The organism is Desulfofundulus sp. (assembly GCF_049701015.1).
In the GTDB taxonomy this organism is placed as follows: Bacteria; Bacillota; Desulfotomaculia; order Desulfotomaculales; family Desulfovirgulaceae; genus Desulfofundulus.
This window is the reverse complement of record NZ_JBNATZ010000028.1, coordinates 1-16,498: the sequence shown is the minus strand read 5'-3', so window position 1 is coordinate 16,498 and position 16,498 is coordinate 1. Positions and strand designations below refer to the sequence as shown.

13 protein-coding genes are annotated in these 16,498 nt (G+C 54.3%); 3 read left to right on the top strand and 10 right to left on the bottom strand.

The features are described 5' to 3' along the window. From ACPLUI_RS03200 to atoS, 10 genes are all read right to left on the bottom strand, one after another. Positions 1 to 1,178: histidine kinase (locus ACPLUI_RS03200; protein WP_424658833.1), on the bottom strand; the 1,178-nt coding region annotated here is incomplete at its 3' end. 281 nt (positions 1,179 to 1,459) lie between these two features. Next, a complete protein-coding gene (gene acs / locus ACPLUI_RS03195) occupies positions 1,460 to 3,415 on the bottom strand; it encodes an acetate--CoA ligase (RefSeq protein WP_424658832.1) in 1,956 nt (651 codons plus the stop codon). 376 nt (positions 3,416 to 3,791) lie between these two features. Continuing rightward, complete coding sequence (locus ACPLUI_RS03190; RefSeq protein ID WP_424658831.1) at positions 3,792 to 4,289, bottom strand: CBS domain-containing protein; 498 nt, start codon at positions 4,287 to 4,289, stop codon at positions 3,792 to 3,794. A 36-nt stretch (positions 4,290 to 4,325) separates the two neighbouring features. Beyond that, on the bottom strand, positions 4,326 to 4,997 hold the full coding sequence (locus ACPLUI_RS03185; protein WP_424658830.1) for a hypothetical protein: 672 nt from the start codon (positions 4,995 to 4,997) through the stop codon (positions 4,326 to 4,328). Between the two features lie 72 nt (positions 4,998 to 5,069). Next, positions 5,070 to 5,312: a hypothetical protein gene (locus tag ACPLUI_RS03180; protein WP_424658829.1), complete on the bottom strand. Its 243-nt coding sequence runs from the start codon at positions 5,310 to 5,312 to the stop codon at positions 5,070 to 5,072. A 110-nt stretch (positions 5,313 to 5,422) separates the two neighbouring features. Continuing rightward, complete coding sequence (locus ACPLUI_RS03175) at positions 5,423 to 6,589, bottom strand: sulfite exporter TauE/SafE family protein (RefSeq protein ID WP_424658828.1); 1,167 nt, start codon at positions 6,587 to 6,589, stop codon at positions 5,423 to 5,425. A gap of 1 nt (position 6,590) precedes the next feature. Then, positions 6,591 to 6,833 carry a hypothetical protein gene (locus tag ACPLUI_RS03170; protein ID WP_424658827.1) on the bottom strand — a complete coding sequence of 81 codons (243 nt, stop codon included), beginning with the start codon at positions 6,831 to 6,833 and terminating at the stop codon, positions 6,591 to 6,593. Positions 6,834 to 7,221: 388 nt separating this feature from the next. Continuing rightward, positions 7,222 to 7,710 carry an HPP family protein gene (locus ACPLUI_RS03165; RefSeq protein WP_424658826.1) on the bottom strand — a complete coding sequence of 163 codons (489 nt, stop codon included), beginning with the start codon at positions 7,708 to 7,710 and terminating at the stop codon, positions 7,222 to 7,224. A 22-nt stretch (positions 7,711 to 7,732) separates the two neighbouring features. Next, positions 7,733 to 9,094 carry a sigma-54-dependent transcriptional regulator gene (locus ACPLUI_RS03160; protein ID WP_424658825.1) on the bottom strand — a complete coding sequence of 454 codons (1,362 nt, stop codon included), beginning with the start codon at positions 9,092 to 9,094 and terminating at the stop codon, positions 7,733 to 7,735. Positions 9,095 to 9,124: 30 nt separating this feature from the next. Next, a complete protein-coding gene (gene atoS / locus ACPLUI_RS03155; RefSeq protein WP_424658824.1) occupies positions 9,125 to 10,924 on the bottom strand; it encodes a two-component system sensor histidine kinase AtoS in 1,800 nt (599 codons plus the stop codon). 181 nt (positions 10,925 to 11,105) lie between these two features. On the opposite strand from atoS, the gene treZ reads away from it, so the two are divergent. The 3 genes from treZ to ACPLUI_RS03140 form a co-directional block, all read left to right on the top strand. Next, on the top strand, positions 11,106 to 13,013 hold the full coding sequence (gene treZ, locus ACPLUI_RS03150) for a malto-oligosyltrehalose trehalohydrolase (protein ID WP_424658823.1): 1,908 nt from the start codon (positions 11,106 to 11,108) through the stop codon (positions 13,011 to 13,013). Between the two features lie 5 nt (positions 13,014 to 13,018). After that, positions 13,019 to 15,451, top strand: a complete 2,433-nt coding sequence (locus ACPLUI_RS03145; protein WP_424658822.1) for a DUF3536 domain-containing protein — start codon at positions 13,019 to 13,021, stop codon at positions 15,449 to 15,451. A gap of 13 nt (positions 15,452 to 15,464) precedes the next feature. Continuing rightward, on the top strand, positions 15,465 to 16,498 hold a 1,034-nt coding region (locus ACPLUI_RS03140; protein ID WP_424658821.1), incomplete at its 3' end, for an alpha-amylase family glycosyl hydrolase.

Below are 16,498 nucleotides of genomic sequence, written 5' to 3'. Positions count from 1 at the left end.
TCGTGCACATTACTGAGGCCAACACCGTTACCCGACCCCACTCCGGGCTGGAGCACTTCGGGCAATCTTTCCGGGGGGATACCCACCCCGTCATCTCTAATCACAATCAGCATATCCTCATCCAAACGCCGGGCCGTAATCTGCACTGTACCCTGCCCCGGCTTGGGGAGAATCCCGTGTTTGATGGCATTCTCCACCAAAGGCTGGATGGTCAATACAGGGACCCGGTAATCAAGAAGTTCCCGGTCAATATTCCTGACGATCCGCAACTTCTCGCGAAAACGGGCTTTCTCCAGAATAAGGTAAGTGTTCAGGTATTCAATTTCTTCCCTCAAGGTGTTGAAATGGCCGTGGCGCTTTAAAGCGTGGCGGAAAAAGGATGCCAGGCGGATAAGAAGGCGCCTTGCCGTTTCCGGGTTTGTACGGCTGAACATGATAATTGTATTGAGGGTGTTGAATAGAAAATGCGGGTTTATCTGGGCATGAAGGGCATCCAGTTCCGCCTTGGTTACCAGCTGGGCCTGCCGGTCCAGTTCCGCCAGCTCCATCTGCATGCCTAGCAACTGAGCCAGACCTTCAGCCAGCTTAACCAGATTCTGGGGTATTTCCCCGGCTTTCGTCTGGTAAAGTTTGATAGTCCCCACCACTTCCTCCTTACATTTGAGGGGGGAAATAACCGCCGATTCCAGAGGACAGTGTGGTACGGGGCACTGCAGGTCCCGGCTGCTGCGGACCACCTTGAGTTCACCGGTAGCCAGCACCTCCCGGGTGGCATCGGTCATGATGGAACCACCCGGCTTGTGGTGGTCCGACCCGGCACCGATGTAAGCCAGGACTCTCTCCCGGTCGGTTATGGCTACAGCCGCTACATCACTGATTTTTTGGATGATCTCCGCGGTTTTGGCCGCCGTCTCTTCATTTAAACCCCGGCGCAGGTAGGGCAGTGTTTCGCTGGCAATCTGAAGGGTGGAATCGAGAGGATGCCTTTCGGTCTTCAAATTAATGATCCTTTGCTTCTGGATATAATCACTGACCAGAAAGGCTGCCACGGCATTGATACAAACCATGGCCAGCACCAGCTTCCACGCCAGGGGATCCCAGAGAAGCACCAAACCGGTAGCCAGAAAATTGACCGGCAGCCAGCGGGCAATTACCCCTATGGCCAGTTTCCTCTGCACAACCCTCCCCTCCTTATGTATCTATTTTAAATATTCGCAACTTTCTAGACATATCAACTGGTTAACTTTATTATATTTATTTAACTCAAAAATGTCTATTCCTTTTATTAGCATCAAAACCGGCCCGCGGACACTGGAAAGAGGCAGGTATCAAACTACCTGCCTCTTTCTCCAAAATAATGGGCCCGCCGGACGGCGGGCGGAGGTAATGCCTGGTAATTCGAACCGCCCCGCAGGCGGAAGCGCTGGCATAACCGCCACCCGGCAGGCCCAAATCCCTTCTAGTTTTCCTGTGATTCGTACTGCTCCTTGATTTTGGCCACTACCGAAGGGTCAGCCAGGGTGGTGGTGTCACCGAGCACCCGTCCCTCGGCAATGTCCCGCAACAGTCGCCGCATGATCTTTCCGCTCCGGGTTTTGGGCAGTTCAGCGGTGAAGAAAATGTCCTCCGGGCGGGCCAGGGCACCGATCTTCTTGACCACATGGGCTTTCAATTCTTCAATCAACTCGGGAGTACCCTGGATTCCTTCCTTCAGGGTGACGAAAGCACTCACGGCCTGACCTTTTACTTCGTGAGCTTTACCTATAACGGCGGCCTCGGCCACTGCCGGATGGTCCACCAGGGCACTCTCAATTTCCATGGTCCCCAGGCGGTGACCGCTGACGTTGATCACGTCGTCCACCCGTCCCATGATCCAGAAGTAACCGTCCTCATCCCACCTGGCACCGTCACCGGTAAAATACATGTTCTCAAAGCGGCTCCAGTACTGGGCCACATAACGGTCGGGATCGCCGTAAATAGTACGCAACATGGCCGGCCAGGGGGACTTGAGGACCAGGTAACCACCGCTGCCAAAGGGTACATCCCTGCCGGCACTATCGACTACGGCGGCCTCCACACCGGGGAAGGGTACGGTGGCGGAGCCGGGCTTCAAAGTGGTGACACCGGGCAGCGGTGATATCAGAATCATGCCGGTTTCCGTCTGCCACCAGGTATCCACAATGGGGCAGCGCTCGTGGCCGATATACTTGTAATACCACATCCACGCTTCGGGGTTGATGGGCTCTCCCACGGTACCCAGCAGGCGCAGGCTGGAGAGGTCGCGCCTGGCGGGCCAACCGGTACCCCACTTCATAAACGCACGGATAGCCGTGGGAGCGGTGTAAAGGATGTTGACGCGGTACTTTTCCACAATAGCCCAGAAACGGTCCCTTTCCGGCCAGTCCGGGCTGCCCTCATACATTACCGTCGTACAGCCGTTGGCCAGGGGCCCGTATACGATGTAGGAGTGCCCGGTCACCCAGCCGATGTCGGCAGTGCACCAGTAAATGTCATCGTCCTTGATATCGAAGATCAGCCGGTGGGTGGCGGAAACCCCAACCAGGTAGCCACCTGTGGTGTGCACCACACCCTTGGGCTTCCCCGTAGTGCCGCTGGTATAAAGAATGTACAGCATATCTTCGGCGTCCATATACTCCGGCTCGCAGCCGATGGGGGCCCCGGCCATCATTTCATGCCACCAGTAGTCCCGTCCCTCGACAAAATTAACGTCCTGACAGGTACGCTTTACCACGAGCACTTTTTCCACACTGGGACATTCAGCCAGCGCATCGTCACAGTTCTTCTTCAAGGGCACAATGCCGCCCCGGCGCCAGCCGCCGTCCGAGGTAATGACCAGTTTGGCCTGGCAGTCGTTAATGCGGTCCCTCAAAGACTCGGCGCTGAACCCCCCGAATACAACACTGTGGGGAGCACCGATACGGGCACAGGCCAGCATGGCGATAGGCAGTTCGGGAATCATGGGCAGGTAAATGGTCACCCGGTCACCCCGCCGGACACCCAATTCCTTGAGCACATTGGCGCATTTGGTCACTTCCCGGTAAAGGTCCTGATAGGTGAGAACCCTGTCGTCACCGGGCTCACCTTCCCAGATGATAGCGGCCTTGGTCCTGCGCCAGGTATTCAGGTGGCGGTCAATGCAGTTATAGGAAACGTTCAACTTGCCGTTTACAAACCACTTGAAGAAAGGAGCGTTACTGGTATCCAGCACTTTGTCCCACTTCTGGAACCAATCTATGTTTTCGGCCTGCCTGGCCCAGAAAGCCTCACGATCTTTCTTCGCCTCATCATAGATGGAGGCATCTTTTACCAGTGCCTTCTCGACAAAATATGCCGGCGGCGGAAAGCTGCGTTCTTCTTTTAACAAAGCCTCCAGGACCTTATCTTCATTGGCCATAAAGCAAGACCTCCTCATTTCTTATTCAGGAAACATCACTCTGTCCTCACCTGCCAAGGGAATACAGTATCACCCCCGTTTGAGCCAGCGCGAATTCAATCTTCAACCTTACTTCAGAATTTTACAATAAATATGAGTCAAAATTAAGAATTTTTAGTCCAATTGCACAAATAAAGCCCCGGAGTGCTTTTGAAAAACGCAAACGGTCAATCCTTTTCAGTCGGGTTGTAACGTTTACCGCTGGGGGGCGCAAAAAAACAATCTGCCCCGGATTGTCCGGGGCAAACCATTCACACCCATGGCCACCGTTATCCGTTCGGCAACCCGTAGCGCAGGCCGTACAAGCACCGGGCGGTAATCTAACAGGCCAACTCCTTCAGGCCATATCCTCCAGTATTTCGCCTACAACCCAGAACAGGTCTATGGTCCGCACCACCCCGCACAGGTCGTCTCCGGCCATGACCGGTATGGAGTTGACCTTCTTCTTCAACATCAACAGCGCAGCTTCCCATAGAGCGGCATCTTCGCTGATAAATGCTGCTTCAAGAGGGCGCATAACGTCTCTCACCGCAATGAATTGTGTATTCCACCGGCCGGGGAGGAAAAAAAGTCCCTCCGGGTTCCCCTTCAATAAATCATCCAGGAGCGCCTGCAGCTGCAGGGCTCTCAGCAGCCCTCGCACAGTCAGGATGCCCACCGCCTTTTCCCGGCGATTGTAAACAAGTGCAGATTCAAAACCAATCCAGGTACCGTCTTTGCTGCGGAAATAATCCCGTAACAATCTAAATGCGGACAAGGCGTCTGTATCTTCATACAGGACGGGAAATTCTTCAGCCGGGACCATAATCTGGCGCACCTTCAACCGCAGGGGCACCGAACCAGCACCTCTCCTTCACATCAGCATGAGAGTTCACCCGATTTGAGCCGCATTGACTTTTTCAAGGTACTCGCTGCTCACAATAATAAACCGGGCCACCACCCTGGCGATTTCCTCGAGCTTCGAGGCAGGTATTTTCTCCTGCTCAACGGGAAAACAGATTTTAAAACGGTACCTCCCCGCCTGTTCCATATGGAGGGACTCGCGTTCCAAACGAAAGTCAAGGCGGCGTTCCATCTCCGAGTGGTAGTTGAGCAGCGGTAAGAACAAGCTTTTTTTGTGCCCGTCCAGCACCAGTTCACTCATGAGGATCTTCCGGCCGGAATAGATGCCTTTGCGTGGCTGGGTAAAGCACAGGCGGTAGAAAACATCCTGAAATCCGGGGAGCACCAGGCAGAGTGCTGAACTCCTCGCTTTCCCCCAGCGCGCCGCCGAAATGCATTTAACCACTATTCCCCGCTGCAGGAGTTTTTGTTCCACGCGCCGGCAAATTTCATTCAAAAGAACTTCCCTGTCCTTATGCACATCCAGATAGATTCCCGATGGTGGAACCTTATCATTTTCATCTACGTTATTATTGTGGTACATTCGCAACCACTTTTCAAAAGCATCCAGGACACCGTACTGATTCTTTTCCAGCCCCGCTTGCCGGAGGAACTCATTTTTAAATCTGCCGAAACTCAAGAGAAAATCACGGTCGGACACCCCGTTCACCACCCTTTCCTCCAGGTAAACGCAGGAGGGGAGTACAAGCTCCCCCCGGGTTTATCCTGTATTTTAAACCAGGCTGAGCGCAAACAGCAGGCAGGCTGACAGAACAAGGCCCAGCACGATGACAGGCCATACACTGCCATCCTCCGTGCGGGTTTCCGCACGGTGCAGTTCGATCCTGGTGAAAGCTTCCTCAAGATACTCCAGGAGAGAAGGGTCGTAATCCGGAGACGGTTGACCCCGGCGCCAGGGCAACGCTTCTTTCAGGCATTCCTGCTGCAAAAGGTAACAGGTCCTGCCATCCTCCATAGCAAATCCTCCCTTACACGTTCTGGCACCTGAAAAAAGAAAAAAGGATTGAGGTACAGAACATCACATCATACCCTCTATAACAACCTGCCCGTTAAAGACCCGCCGGTTCAGGATTTAACTGCCACGACAGTTTCTGATTGAGCCTGGAGTTCTCTTTTTCTCTTCCACATGTTGCCTAAAATAATTACTCCACCTGTGGCCAGAGCCACGCACATAATGATGAAACTTGTATTGGAAAGGACCTTCACGGTACCTTCGTTCAGCTTTAAAATACCGAGCTGGTCAAGGTAGGTAGGGATTGCTATGGCCCTGCTGATGGAAACAATCAGCATGATAGCAGCCATGACGAATTTAATCATGTATTCCTTGACGTATGTTGTACCCACAGCCCCCAGCTGCACTCCGATAAGGGAACCGGCCATAATGAGAATTACCATCCTGATATCGATAAAGCCACCCAGGGCCCAGGTTATGCTACCTGTCAACCCCATCAGGAAGGCGACTATCAACTCTGTGGCACTGGCCACCACGGGCGATACACCCAGCAGGTAAATCATACCCGGGACGCCCACAAATCCACCCACTGCTATGGTTGCTGCCAGCATACCGGTAGCCAGACCCACGGGAACAATGACCCAGAAAGAAACTCTGGTATTGGCTACCTCGAAGTTTATGACCGGCGGGAGAGAAAACTTCTTAACCTTCTCGGCCAGCTTCGAGGTCGTGTCTTCGCTGTTGGTACGGACCGCTCTTCTGGCATCATAGAGCATATACAACCCCAGCAGGGTGAGGATGGATACAAATGCCAGGCTGACATAAAGGTTGGAGCCGGCAGCACCCCACCTGGCCAGAACAATCTTTTGAACGTAAATTCCTATCTGCACGCCTACGACAGCCGAAATGGCCATGTAAAGACCCAGCTTGATATCCACCTGACCATACTTGTAACGTTTATATGCCCCGACCATCGCCTTGGGGAATTTGTGGCACATATTGCTGGCCACGGCAATAGCAGCAGGTGCACCCAGGGCCATCATACCCGGAGTCAGCACAAAGGCACCCCCGGAACCTATAAAACCGCTGATCAGGCCCCCCAGAAAGCCCAGGATGACCAGGTAAAACATACTCAAGCCGTTCAGGTGCACAAATTGCTTTACTGCACCCCCGGCGCCCACCGCTTCCCCGGCTGCTTCTCCAGGAGAGGGAATGGAGAGCAACAACAACAAGCCGCATGCAACCAGAACCCAGCGCAGCACTTTATTACGGCGCTCCATCTCAATGCACCCCTTTCTTAACAGGCCTGATCCCCAACATTTCAAGCAGATAGTTGGCAAAAGAACCGTGAATGAGAGAAAAGGCTACGGCTGTGAGCAAAGTAACTGCTGCAGGGAGTACACCGCCGCTTGAAAAATAACGGATGACGGCCTGCTCGTTAAAAAGGACCAGGCAATAGGCCGCCAAACTGATTATCCCGAATATCAACAACTGTCCGATTGGTCTATGCTGGTATTTTTCCATAAATATCTCCTCCCCGGAAATACTTTCCCCGAACCGGTCCAATTAAATTTTCAATCGCCTTTAAGAATCACCCCCCGACCGAATTCCTTTTTGTGATCAATGGTGCAAAGTCTGTGCCTTTAGGCACAAAAAAAAGGCCCGTATTTCAAAGGCCCCGCCTAGTTATCTGAATTTTTCGATTGTATATATTATGGTCAATTGTTGATGTCCTCAACGCCGGCCTTTTTAACCCGGATTTTACGGGCAATCCAGGTGGGTTCTCGAACCCGGGGAGGAGAGTGGTCCCGGCCATAACTGTCCATATTCTAAACAGGCCCGATTGAGAAAGTGCGCTCAATATCTTATGCTCAGTACAGCGGGCACAAATTTTTTCCCGGCTTTTTTAACTTTACGAGTAGTAATCACTCAACACCTTGAACAGGTCCACGATACGTACCACCCCAAGCAGGCGTCCCCGGTCTAAAACGGGCAGGGAATTGACGTTATATTTTAGAAAGGCACGGACCACGTCCAGAATCTCATCATCAGCCTGTACGGTAGCCACCTGATAAGACCGCATGACATCCCGGACCCGCATCTGCGAACCCTCTTTTAATTTTTTCAGAAAGTACCAGCTCCACGATTCAGACTTGAAGAGAGGGTCCCTGAGCAGTTCATATAATCCGACCGCCGTGAGCACGCCCCGCAGTGTTAAAATACCGCTAAGGTTCCCGTTCCGGTCCAGTACAACCAGTATACGGTTACCATGCCAGGGCCTGTCTTTAAGGTGGAGGGATTGTCTCAAGGCCTGGATGCCCTCGTGAAGTGTGGCATCTTCCGTAATGGTGGCAAATTGCTCGACCGGCATCATAATTTCGCGCGCTTTTCGCGGAAACAATGGTTGACCCCTCCCCGCGCTATTAATCGATAATACCCAGCTCTTTCATTTTCAAGTAAAGAGAGCTCCGGTTCATCTTCAGTGCCTGGGCGGCCGCGGAACGATTCCAGTTATGCTCCTCCAGGGCCTGCAGGATGATCTCCCGCTCCACTTCGGCAATCATTTCTTTAAAAGAATCCCCGCTCAGACCTTTTAACCAGTGCAGGCGACGGGAACTTTTCCGAATGTTGCGGGGCAGGTCCTCCACCGTCAACATGGGACCGGTGGACATCAGGACGGCCCGTTCACAGACATTTTTCAGTTCGCGTACGTTGCCGGGCCAGTCATACTCCATAAGCAATTTCATAGCCTGCTCCGTAAACCCTGTCACCTGTTTTTTGTATTCGGCATTGCACAGCTTGATCATGTGGTCGACCAGCACGGGAATGTCTTCCTTGCGCTCCCTCAAAGGCGGCAGGTAGATATCCACCACGTTGAGGCGGTAATACAGGTCTTCCCGGAACGTACCTTCGGCGATGCACTTTTCTAGGTCTTTGTTGGTCGCAGCAATAATGCGCACGTCCACCTTAATGGTTTCGGTACCTCCCAGCCGCTCGAATTCCCGCTCCTGGATAACGCGGAGCAGCTTGGCCTGGAGGCCTAAGGACATCTCTCCAATTTCATCCAAAAAAATCGTCCCACGCTGAGCCAGTTCGAATTTGCCCGGCTTCGAAGCGACCGCACCGGTGAAGGCCCCTTTTTCATAACCGAACATTTCACTTTCCAGGAGATTTTCGGGTATGGAGGCACAGTTGATTTTGATAAAAGGCTTGTCGCGCCGGATGCTGTTATAATGTATGGCCCTGGCCACCAGTTCTTTACCGGTACCGCTCTCGCCACGGATGAGCACCGTGGCATTGGAATTGGCCACCCTTCCGATAGCCTTGTAAACTTTCTGCATTTCCGGGGACAACCCGATCATGACATCAGCCCGCTCAACAACATCCTGAACGGTCAAGGGGGGATTTTTACGCAGCAACCTTTTAATATCCGTGGCCTTTTTAAGAGTTTCAAGAAGTTCATTAATCTGAAGAGGTTTCAAGAGATAGTCAAAAGCACCAAGCTTCATAGCTTCGATGGTACTTTGTGTGGAACCGTAAGCCGTGATCAGTATGATGGGTGTATCCTGCCCCTTCAAACGCACCAGTTCCAGTACCCTTATCCCATCGACTTCCGGCATACGGATGTCCATTATTACAGCTGACGGGTCAAGGTCAATTATTTTCTCCAGCCCTTCCCGGCCATCACGTGCTACCTCCACACGATAACCATGGTCCGTAAGAATGTCTTTAAGCGTTTGGCGTACGCTTTCTTCATCATCGACAACCAAAATCAAATCTTCCATCGTTTTCACCTCGAAACCCAATGCCTTCCTTCAAACCCTGAGGTAAACTGTAAACCTGGTTCCCCTGCCTACCTCACTTTCCACTTCCACCTGACCCCCATGAGCCTGGACAATCTCGTACACAATGGCCAATCCGAGACCGGTTCCCTTCGGCCTCGTGGAATAAAAGGGGTCGAAAAGGTGAGCCAGGTTCTCTTTGGGTATGCCGCACCCCGTATCGGCAATAGTCAGCGCCACCTGCTGCCGTTCGGGCAGGTAAGCGGTGGTAATGGATATGGTACCCCCTTCGGGCATAGCCTGTATAGCATTAAAGATGATATTGACCACCACCCTTTCCATTTGTTCAGCGTCCATCCAGACCCGGGGCAGGTCGGGACTCAAGTGGAGCAACAGGTTATATTTGCCCTGGTGCATCTCATGGAAGAATTCTGTCAATTCGCGGATCAGCACATTCAGGTCGCGCTGTACCAGCCGGGCCTCGGCGGGTTTGGCAAAGTACAGCAGCTGTTCCACAATGTAATCCAGGCGAGCTATCTCACGCTGAATTGTAGCCAGTGCCTGAGTATTTGGCTGACTATTTTGCAGCCAGTGCTGGATATAACAACTGATGGAAGTCAAAGGATTGCGGATCTCATGGGCAACGCCGGCAACCAGTTTGCCCAGGGCGGCCAGGCGTTCCTGGCGGCGTACTTTCTCCTCCAACCGCATGCGTTCAGTCAGGTCGCGGCAATTGATTACGGCACCCAGGAGCTGGCCGGAAGCTGTTTTCAAAGGTAAAATGCTCAAAAGCAATTTACGGTAACTTTTTTGACCACCGCCCCAATCCAGCATCAAATCTCGAAACGATTTCTCTTCTTTTAATGTCCGCCGCACATACTCAACCAGGGGTGAGCCTTCCGGGAATAGCTCGTCAATCATACGGTCCCTGATCCCTTCGGGAAGTGCGAAAAGCTCCCGTGCCAGGTTGTTGGCCAGTACCACCCTACCCCCGGCATTAACCACGACAATAGCTTCATCGATTACGGCCAGCATGGTCTCAGTGTACAGGTTCAACTCTGCAATACGTTGGGCAAAACCATTAATCCCCTCTACGATTTCGCCGAGCTCACCATGGGCCCCCGGTATTGTTTTGGAAAGATCTTCTTCCAGGGTTTTCAACCCCTGCCTGATAAACCGCACCTGCATGACCAGATCACGGAAAATGTAGATTGCCCCGCCAAAGCCCGTCAGAACTACGGTTACAATGGCCGAATAGGCAATTATTTCAATATGACGCCTTTTACCGTAAAAACCTATTTCCGATAGATAATCGGCGGAGCGGATCACGCCTTCTATTTTCCCGTTGCGCGTAAAAGGCCTGTAAACTTCCAGAATTCCGCCCTCCTCCGGACCCAGGTTCTGTACGATACTCGTCCCTTTAGCCATGGTTTCCTCAAAAGCCTGCTTGCGTCTCAGGGAGTAGTTTTCATTGAAGCGGCTGGTACCATCAAAAAAAACGTCAAGTGGCGCATAGTACAACCCTATATGAACTTCGGGATACTCCTTGTGGATAAGAGCAATCTTCTCATTCACATAACTTCCCAGGGCCACGATTTTTTCCTGGCGCGATTTGCCTTCGAGCTCCTGTTTAATCAAATAATCATCCAGGCTGGTATTCAAGTTCTGGTCAAGCAGGTAGGCAGCCTGATTCAGCTTCGCCTTCTGTTGTTCGAGCAGGGAGAGTTCGCTGTTTCTGATAATATGCAGCATATAGATGGTAAGGAGAACAGGTAATACCAGCAGCAGGGTTACCAGAAACAATATGCGGTTACCGAAAAAAAATTTGTGCAAATGAACCCACCTCTTAAATGACAGGAATCCATTTTTATTCTAATTGTAATACCGGATAACGTACTTTTGAAAGGAAAAACTTCAGACCGTTTTTATCCAGCGACCTTAAATCTCAATTATTGATTGGAGAGGGCTTTCAAGGGGCAAAATAAAAGGGGCCCAAAATCGGGAATACCGGCTGGTGCAGCTGAAGCGCCGGATGGTTGAACGGGAAGGGACGGTGAACTGGATGGAACCGGGTGTCAGCTCTGCTTATCCCCCGGGGGCCACTTACCTGGAAGATGGCCGCTGCTATTTCAGCGTGTGGGCGCCACGGGCAGAGAGCCTGGCCGTGCATATACTGGGACCCCGGGAAAGGTTCGTCCCTCTAGAGAAAGGCAGGCACGGCTATTTTTACGGCGCGGTGGGAAAAGTGGAACCGGGCACTCTTTATTTTTACCTCCTGGATGGAGAAAGAGAACGGCCCGACCCCGCTTCACGCTACCAGCCGGAAGGGGTTCACGGACCCTCCCAGGTGGTGGACCTGAAATCCTTCGCCTGGCATGACCGGTGCTGGTCCGGCCCGGCAAGGGAAAGCCTGGTTTTTTACGAGATCCACGTGGGAACCTTCACCCGGGAGGGAACTTTCGAGTCCATCATACCTCACCTTGATGAGTTGAAGGAACTGGGCATCACCGCTATCGAGCTCATGCCCGTGGCACAGTTCCCGGGAAGCCGCAACTGGGGTTATGACGGTGTCTACCCCTTTGCCGTACAGAACTCCTACGGCGGCCCCAGCGGACTGCAACGCCTGGTGGACGCCTGTCACCAGAAGGAGCTGGCCGTTTTCCTCGACGTGGTCTACAACCACCTGGGGCCAGAGGGAAACTACCTGGCGGACTATGCCCCCTACTTTACGGAACGTTACCGTACCCCCTGGGGACCCGCCATCAACTTCGACGGCCCGGGCAGTACCGAAGTGCGCCGCTACTTCATCGAAAACGCCCTCTACTGGGTGCGGGACTTCCACCTGGACGGCCTGCGTCTGGACGCGGTACACGCCATTATGGACATGTCGGCCGTCCACTTCCTGGAGGAACTGGCGGAAGAAGTGCACAGAGAAGCTGAACGCCTGGGCCGCCGGGTGTACGTGGTGGCGGAAAGTGATCTCAACAATGCCCGCCTCATCCGGCCCCGGGTGGTGGGTGGTTACGGGCTGGACGCCCAGTGGTGCGATGACTTCCACCACGCACTGCATGTCCTCCTGACCGGCGAACTGCTGGGGTATTACCAGGACTTCGGAGAGATCACTCACCTGGCCAGGGCCTTTCGAAAAGGTTACGTCTACACGGGCCAGTACTCCGAATACCGGCAGCGCAGGCATGGCGGCCCTACAGACCTCACCCGGCCGCATCAGTTCGTGGTTTTCTCCCAAAACCACGACCAGGTGGGCAACCGGGCCGGAGGTGAAAGGCTCAGCAGCCTGACCTCCTTTGAAGAGCTCAAGCTGGCAGCGTCAGCAACCATCCTCTCCCCCTATATACCCCTGCTCTTCATGGGAGAGGAGTACGGCGAAGAAGCCCCTTTTCTCTACTTCACCAGCCATACCGACCCCCACCTGGCCGAAGCCGTACGAAAGGGACGCAAGGAGGAATTTTCCGCCTTCGCCTGGCAGGAGGTACCGGACCCCCAGGACGAGCGCACCTTTCTGCAATCCCGGCTCAACCGGGATCTCCGGCGGGAGGGCCACCACCGGGTGCTCTACGAGTTTTACCGGGAATTGCTGCGGTTGCGCCGTGAGGTACCCGCCCTTCAGGACCCTGAATGGGATAATATGGAGGTCATTTGTTTTCCCGAAGAACTAGCCCTTGCAGTATATCGATGGAACAATGGTGCCAGGGCCTGCCTTATTTATTCGTTTAAAGATATCCCGGTTCTCTTGAGCCTTCCCCTGGAGCCGGAGCGCTGGCAAAAGCTTCTGGATAGTGCGGAAGAACGCTGGCTGGGCAACGGCAGCAAGGTACCGCCGGTACTCTCATCCACGGGAAGGGTAGAGCTCGCTCTGCCACCCAGAGCGTGCCTTTTGCTCGAGCATTTGGAGGAGGGCTGATACCGGTGGAACGCTACATCTGTATTCACGGCCACTTCTACCAGCCACCCCGGGAAAACCCCTGGCTGGAGGACGTGGAACTGCAGGACTCGGCCTATCCCTACCACGACTGGAACGAGAGGATTACCGCCGAGTGCTACGAACCCAATACCGCATCACGTATTTTAGACGCGGACGGCTGGATCAGAAAAATTGTCAACAACTACAGCAAGATAAGCTTTAATTTTGGTCCCACCCTGCTTTCCTGGATGGAACACCATGAACCGGAAGTCCACCGGGCTATCATTGAAGCCGACCGTCAAAGCAGGGAGCAATTTTCCGGACACGGCTCCGCACTGGCTCAAGCCTACAATCACATGATCATGCCCCTGGCCAACCGGCGGGATAAATACACCCAGGTCCTCTGGGGCATTAAGGATTTCGAGCACCGTTTCGGACGCCGCCCGGAGGGTATGTGGCTGCCGGAAACGGCGGTAGACCTGGAAACCCTTGACATAATGGCGGAGCAGGGCATCCGTTTCACCATCCTGGCACCCTACCAGGCCCGGCGGGTGCGCAAGATCGGCAGCAGCACCTGGCAGGATGTGGGGCCGGGGGGTATTGACCCCACCGTGCCCTACCTGGTAAACCTGCCCGAATCCGGCCGTACCATAAGCGTTTTCTTTTACAACGCCGACATTTCCCGGGCGGTAGCCTTTGAGGGGCTGCTTTTAAACGGGGAAAACTTCGCCAGGAGGCTGGCCGGGGCCTTCGACATGGGCCGCCCCTCGGACCAGCTTGTCCATATAGCCACCGACGGGGAAACTTACGGCCACCACCACCGGCATGGTGACATGGCCCTGGCCTACGCGATTCACTATATTGAATCCAACAAACTGGCGCGCATCACCAATTACGGTGAGTTTTTGGAAAAACATCCTCCCACCCATGAAGTGGAAATAAAGGAAAATACGGCCTGGAGCTGTGCCCACGGGGTGGAACGGTGGCGCAACAACTGCGGTTGCAATAGCGGCCAGCACCCGGGTTGGAGCCAGGCCTGGCGGGCACCGCTGCGCAACGCCCTCAACTGGCTGCGCAATACCCTGGCTCCCATGTACGAAGAGGAAGCCCGCCGGTTCCTGAAAGACCCCTGGGCAGCCCGCAACGACTACATTGCAGTGATCCTGGACCGCTCAAGCGAAAATGTAAACAGCTTCCTGGAGAAGCACGCCGTCCGTCCTTTAGAGGGGGATGAGCAGGTACGGCTTCTCAAGCTTCTCGAAATGCAGCGCCACGCCATGCTCATGTTCACCAGCTGCGGCTGGTTCTTTGATGAAATCTCCGGCCTTGAGACGGTGCAGGTGCTGCAGTATGCCGGGAGGGTCATCCAGCTGGCCCAGGAACTATTCGGCAACTCGCTGGAACCCCGCTTCCTGGAGATGCTCTCCCAGGCCAAAAGCAACATCCCCGAACATAAGGACGGAGCCCACATTTTCGAGAAGTTCGTCAAGCCGGCCATGGTGGATCTGGTCAAGGTGGGTGCCCACTACGCCATATCATCGCTGTTCGAACCTTACGACGAACAGTCCCGCATCTTCTGCTACACCGTTTTCCGGGAGGACAACGTCAGCCGGCTGGCGGGAGCGGCCAAGTTGAGCCTTGGCAAGGCCCGGGTCACATCGGAAATTACCCGGGAGGGGGTAACTGTTGTCTACGGCGTGGTTAACTTCGGCCACCCAAGCATTAATGGTGGGGTGCAGGTGTATCATGACGAAGAAAGCTACCGCAAGATGGTGGAAGAGGTGACCGGAGCCTTTGACCGGGTGGACTTTCCGGAGGTTATCCGCCTCCTGGACCAATACTTCAACGGGGCTACTTTCTCTTTAAAACAGCTCTTCAGGGATAAACAGCGGGAAATTCTGGACACCATCCTGGATTCCACTCTCGATGAAGTTGCGGCCGATTACCGGCGCATCTACGAGCGCCATGCTCCTTTGATGAGGCTCCTGCAGGAGCTTAATATTCCCCAACCCGGAGCTCTGCGGGCCGCCGCCGAATTCGTCCTCAATACCAGCCTCCGCCAGGCTTTCCTGGAAAAGAACCTTGATTTGGAGCATATTAAAGCTCTCCTGGACGAAGCCAGGATGGCCAATGTCCCCCTGGACGGGGCTTCTCTGGGCTACGCCCTTCAAAAAACGCTGGAAAGGCTGGGTGAGGAACTGCGCGAGCACCCCAGGGACCTCTCCCTGCTCGACCACCTGAAGGCAGTCTGCAGCCTGGTCCGCTCCCTGCCCTTCGAAGTGGATATGTGGAGAGTTGAAAACATTTATTACAGCCTTTTGCAAACCATCTACCAGGACCTGAACAGCCGCGCCGGACAGGGCGATGAGGAGGCCAGGACCTGGGTGGAACGTTTCGGCTCCCTGGGCGATTGCTTGAAGATAAGGAGAAACAGGTAAAGGGGGGAGAGAAATGCCGCCAGCCCGTATTCCCGCGTCTACCTATCGTTTACAATTCAACAGGGAGTTCGGCTTTGAAAAGGCCCGTGCTCTGGTACCCTACCTGCATGCTCTGGGCATCACGGATATCTATGCCTCCCCCCTGCTGGCTGCCCGGAGGGGCAGCCCCCACGGCTACGACGTAACCGACCCCACCCGCATAAACCCGGAACTCGGGGGGGAGGAGGGTATGCGCTCCCTGGCAGCCTTCCTGCGGGAACACGGAATGGGCCTTTTGCTCGACGTGGTACCCAACCATATGGCTGCCAGCCCCGAAAACCCGTGGTGGTTCGACCTCCTGCGCTGGGGGCCGGATTCACCCTATGCCGGGTACTTCGACCTGGACTGGCAACCTGCAAGACCCTCCCTGGCCGGGAAAGTGCTTCTCCCCATTTTAGGTTCCCCATATAACGAAGCCCTGGAAAAAGGGGAACTCACCATCACCCTGACCGGAAAAGGCTTCGGGGTGGCCTGCCACGACTGGTGGCTACCCCTGAACCCCCCATCTCACGGGCAAATTCTGGAATACCTGGGGGCGGAGGGCGAGCTGAAAAGACTTGCGAACGTTTTTGCAGGCCAGCCCGGCCGGGAAGAATTTTTCAGGGCCGTAAAAGAACTATGGCGGCTTTATACCCAAAACTCCGGCCTAAGGGCCTGGATCAACGAAAGCCTGCAGCTTATCAACGGCCAGAAAGGAAAACCCCGGAACCTCGCCTTTCTGGATGAACTTCTGAGCCGGCAGCACTACCGGCTTGCCTTCTGGCGCCTGGCCAACGAAGAGATCAATTACCGGCGCTTTTTTGATGTAACAGGACTGGTTTCGCTGCGCATGGAGGATGAAGAGGTGTTCGAAGCCACCCATTCCCTGGTTCTGAGGCTGGCTCACGAGGAGCTGATAACGGGCTTCCGCATCGACCACGTCGACGGGCTGCACGACCCCCGGGGCTACCTTCAACGCCTGCAGGAGTGCCTCCTGCCGGGCGTAACAAAGGCCGGCCTTTGTTACGC

Excerpts from the sequence above, each read along its gene's own strand:
- acs (WP_424658832.1), bottom strand. The coding sequence starts at position 3,415 with ATGGCCAATGAAGATAAGGTCCTGGAGGCTTTGTTAAAAGAAGAACGC.
- ACPLUI_RS03180 (WP_424658829.1), bottom strand. The coding sequence starts at position 5,312 with ATGGAGGATGGCAGGACCTGTTACCTTTTGCAGCAGGAATGCCTGAAA.
- ACPLUI_RS03175 (WP_424658828.1), bottom strand. The coding sequence starts at position 6,589 with ATGGAGCGCCGTAATAAAGTGCTGCGCTGGGTTCTGGTTGCATGCGGC.
- ACPLUI_RS03170 (WP_424658827.1), bottom strand. The coding sequence starts at position 6,833 with ATGGAAAAATACCAGCATAGACCAATCGGACAGTTGTTGATATTCGGG.
- ACPLUI_RS03160 (WP_424658825.1), bottom strand. The coding sequence starts at position 9,094 with ATGGAAGATTTGATTTTGGTTGTCGATGATGAAGAAAGCGTACGCCAA.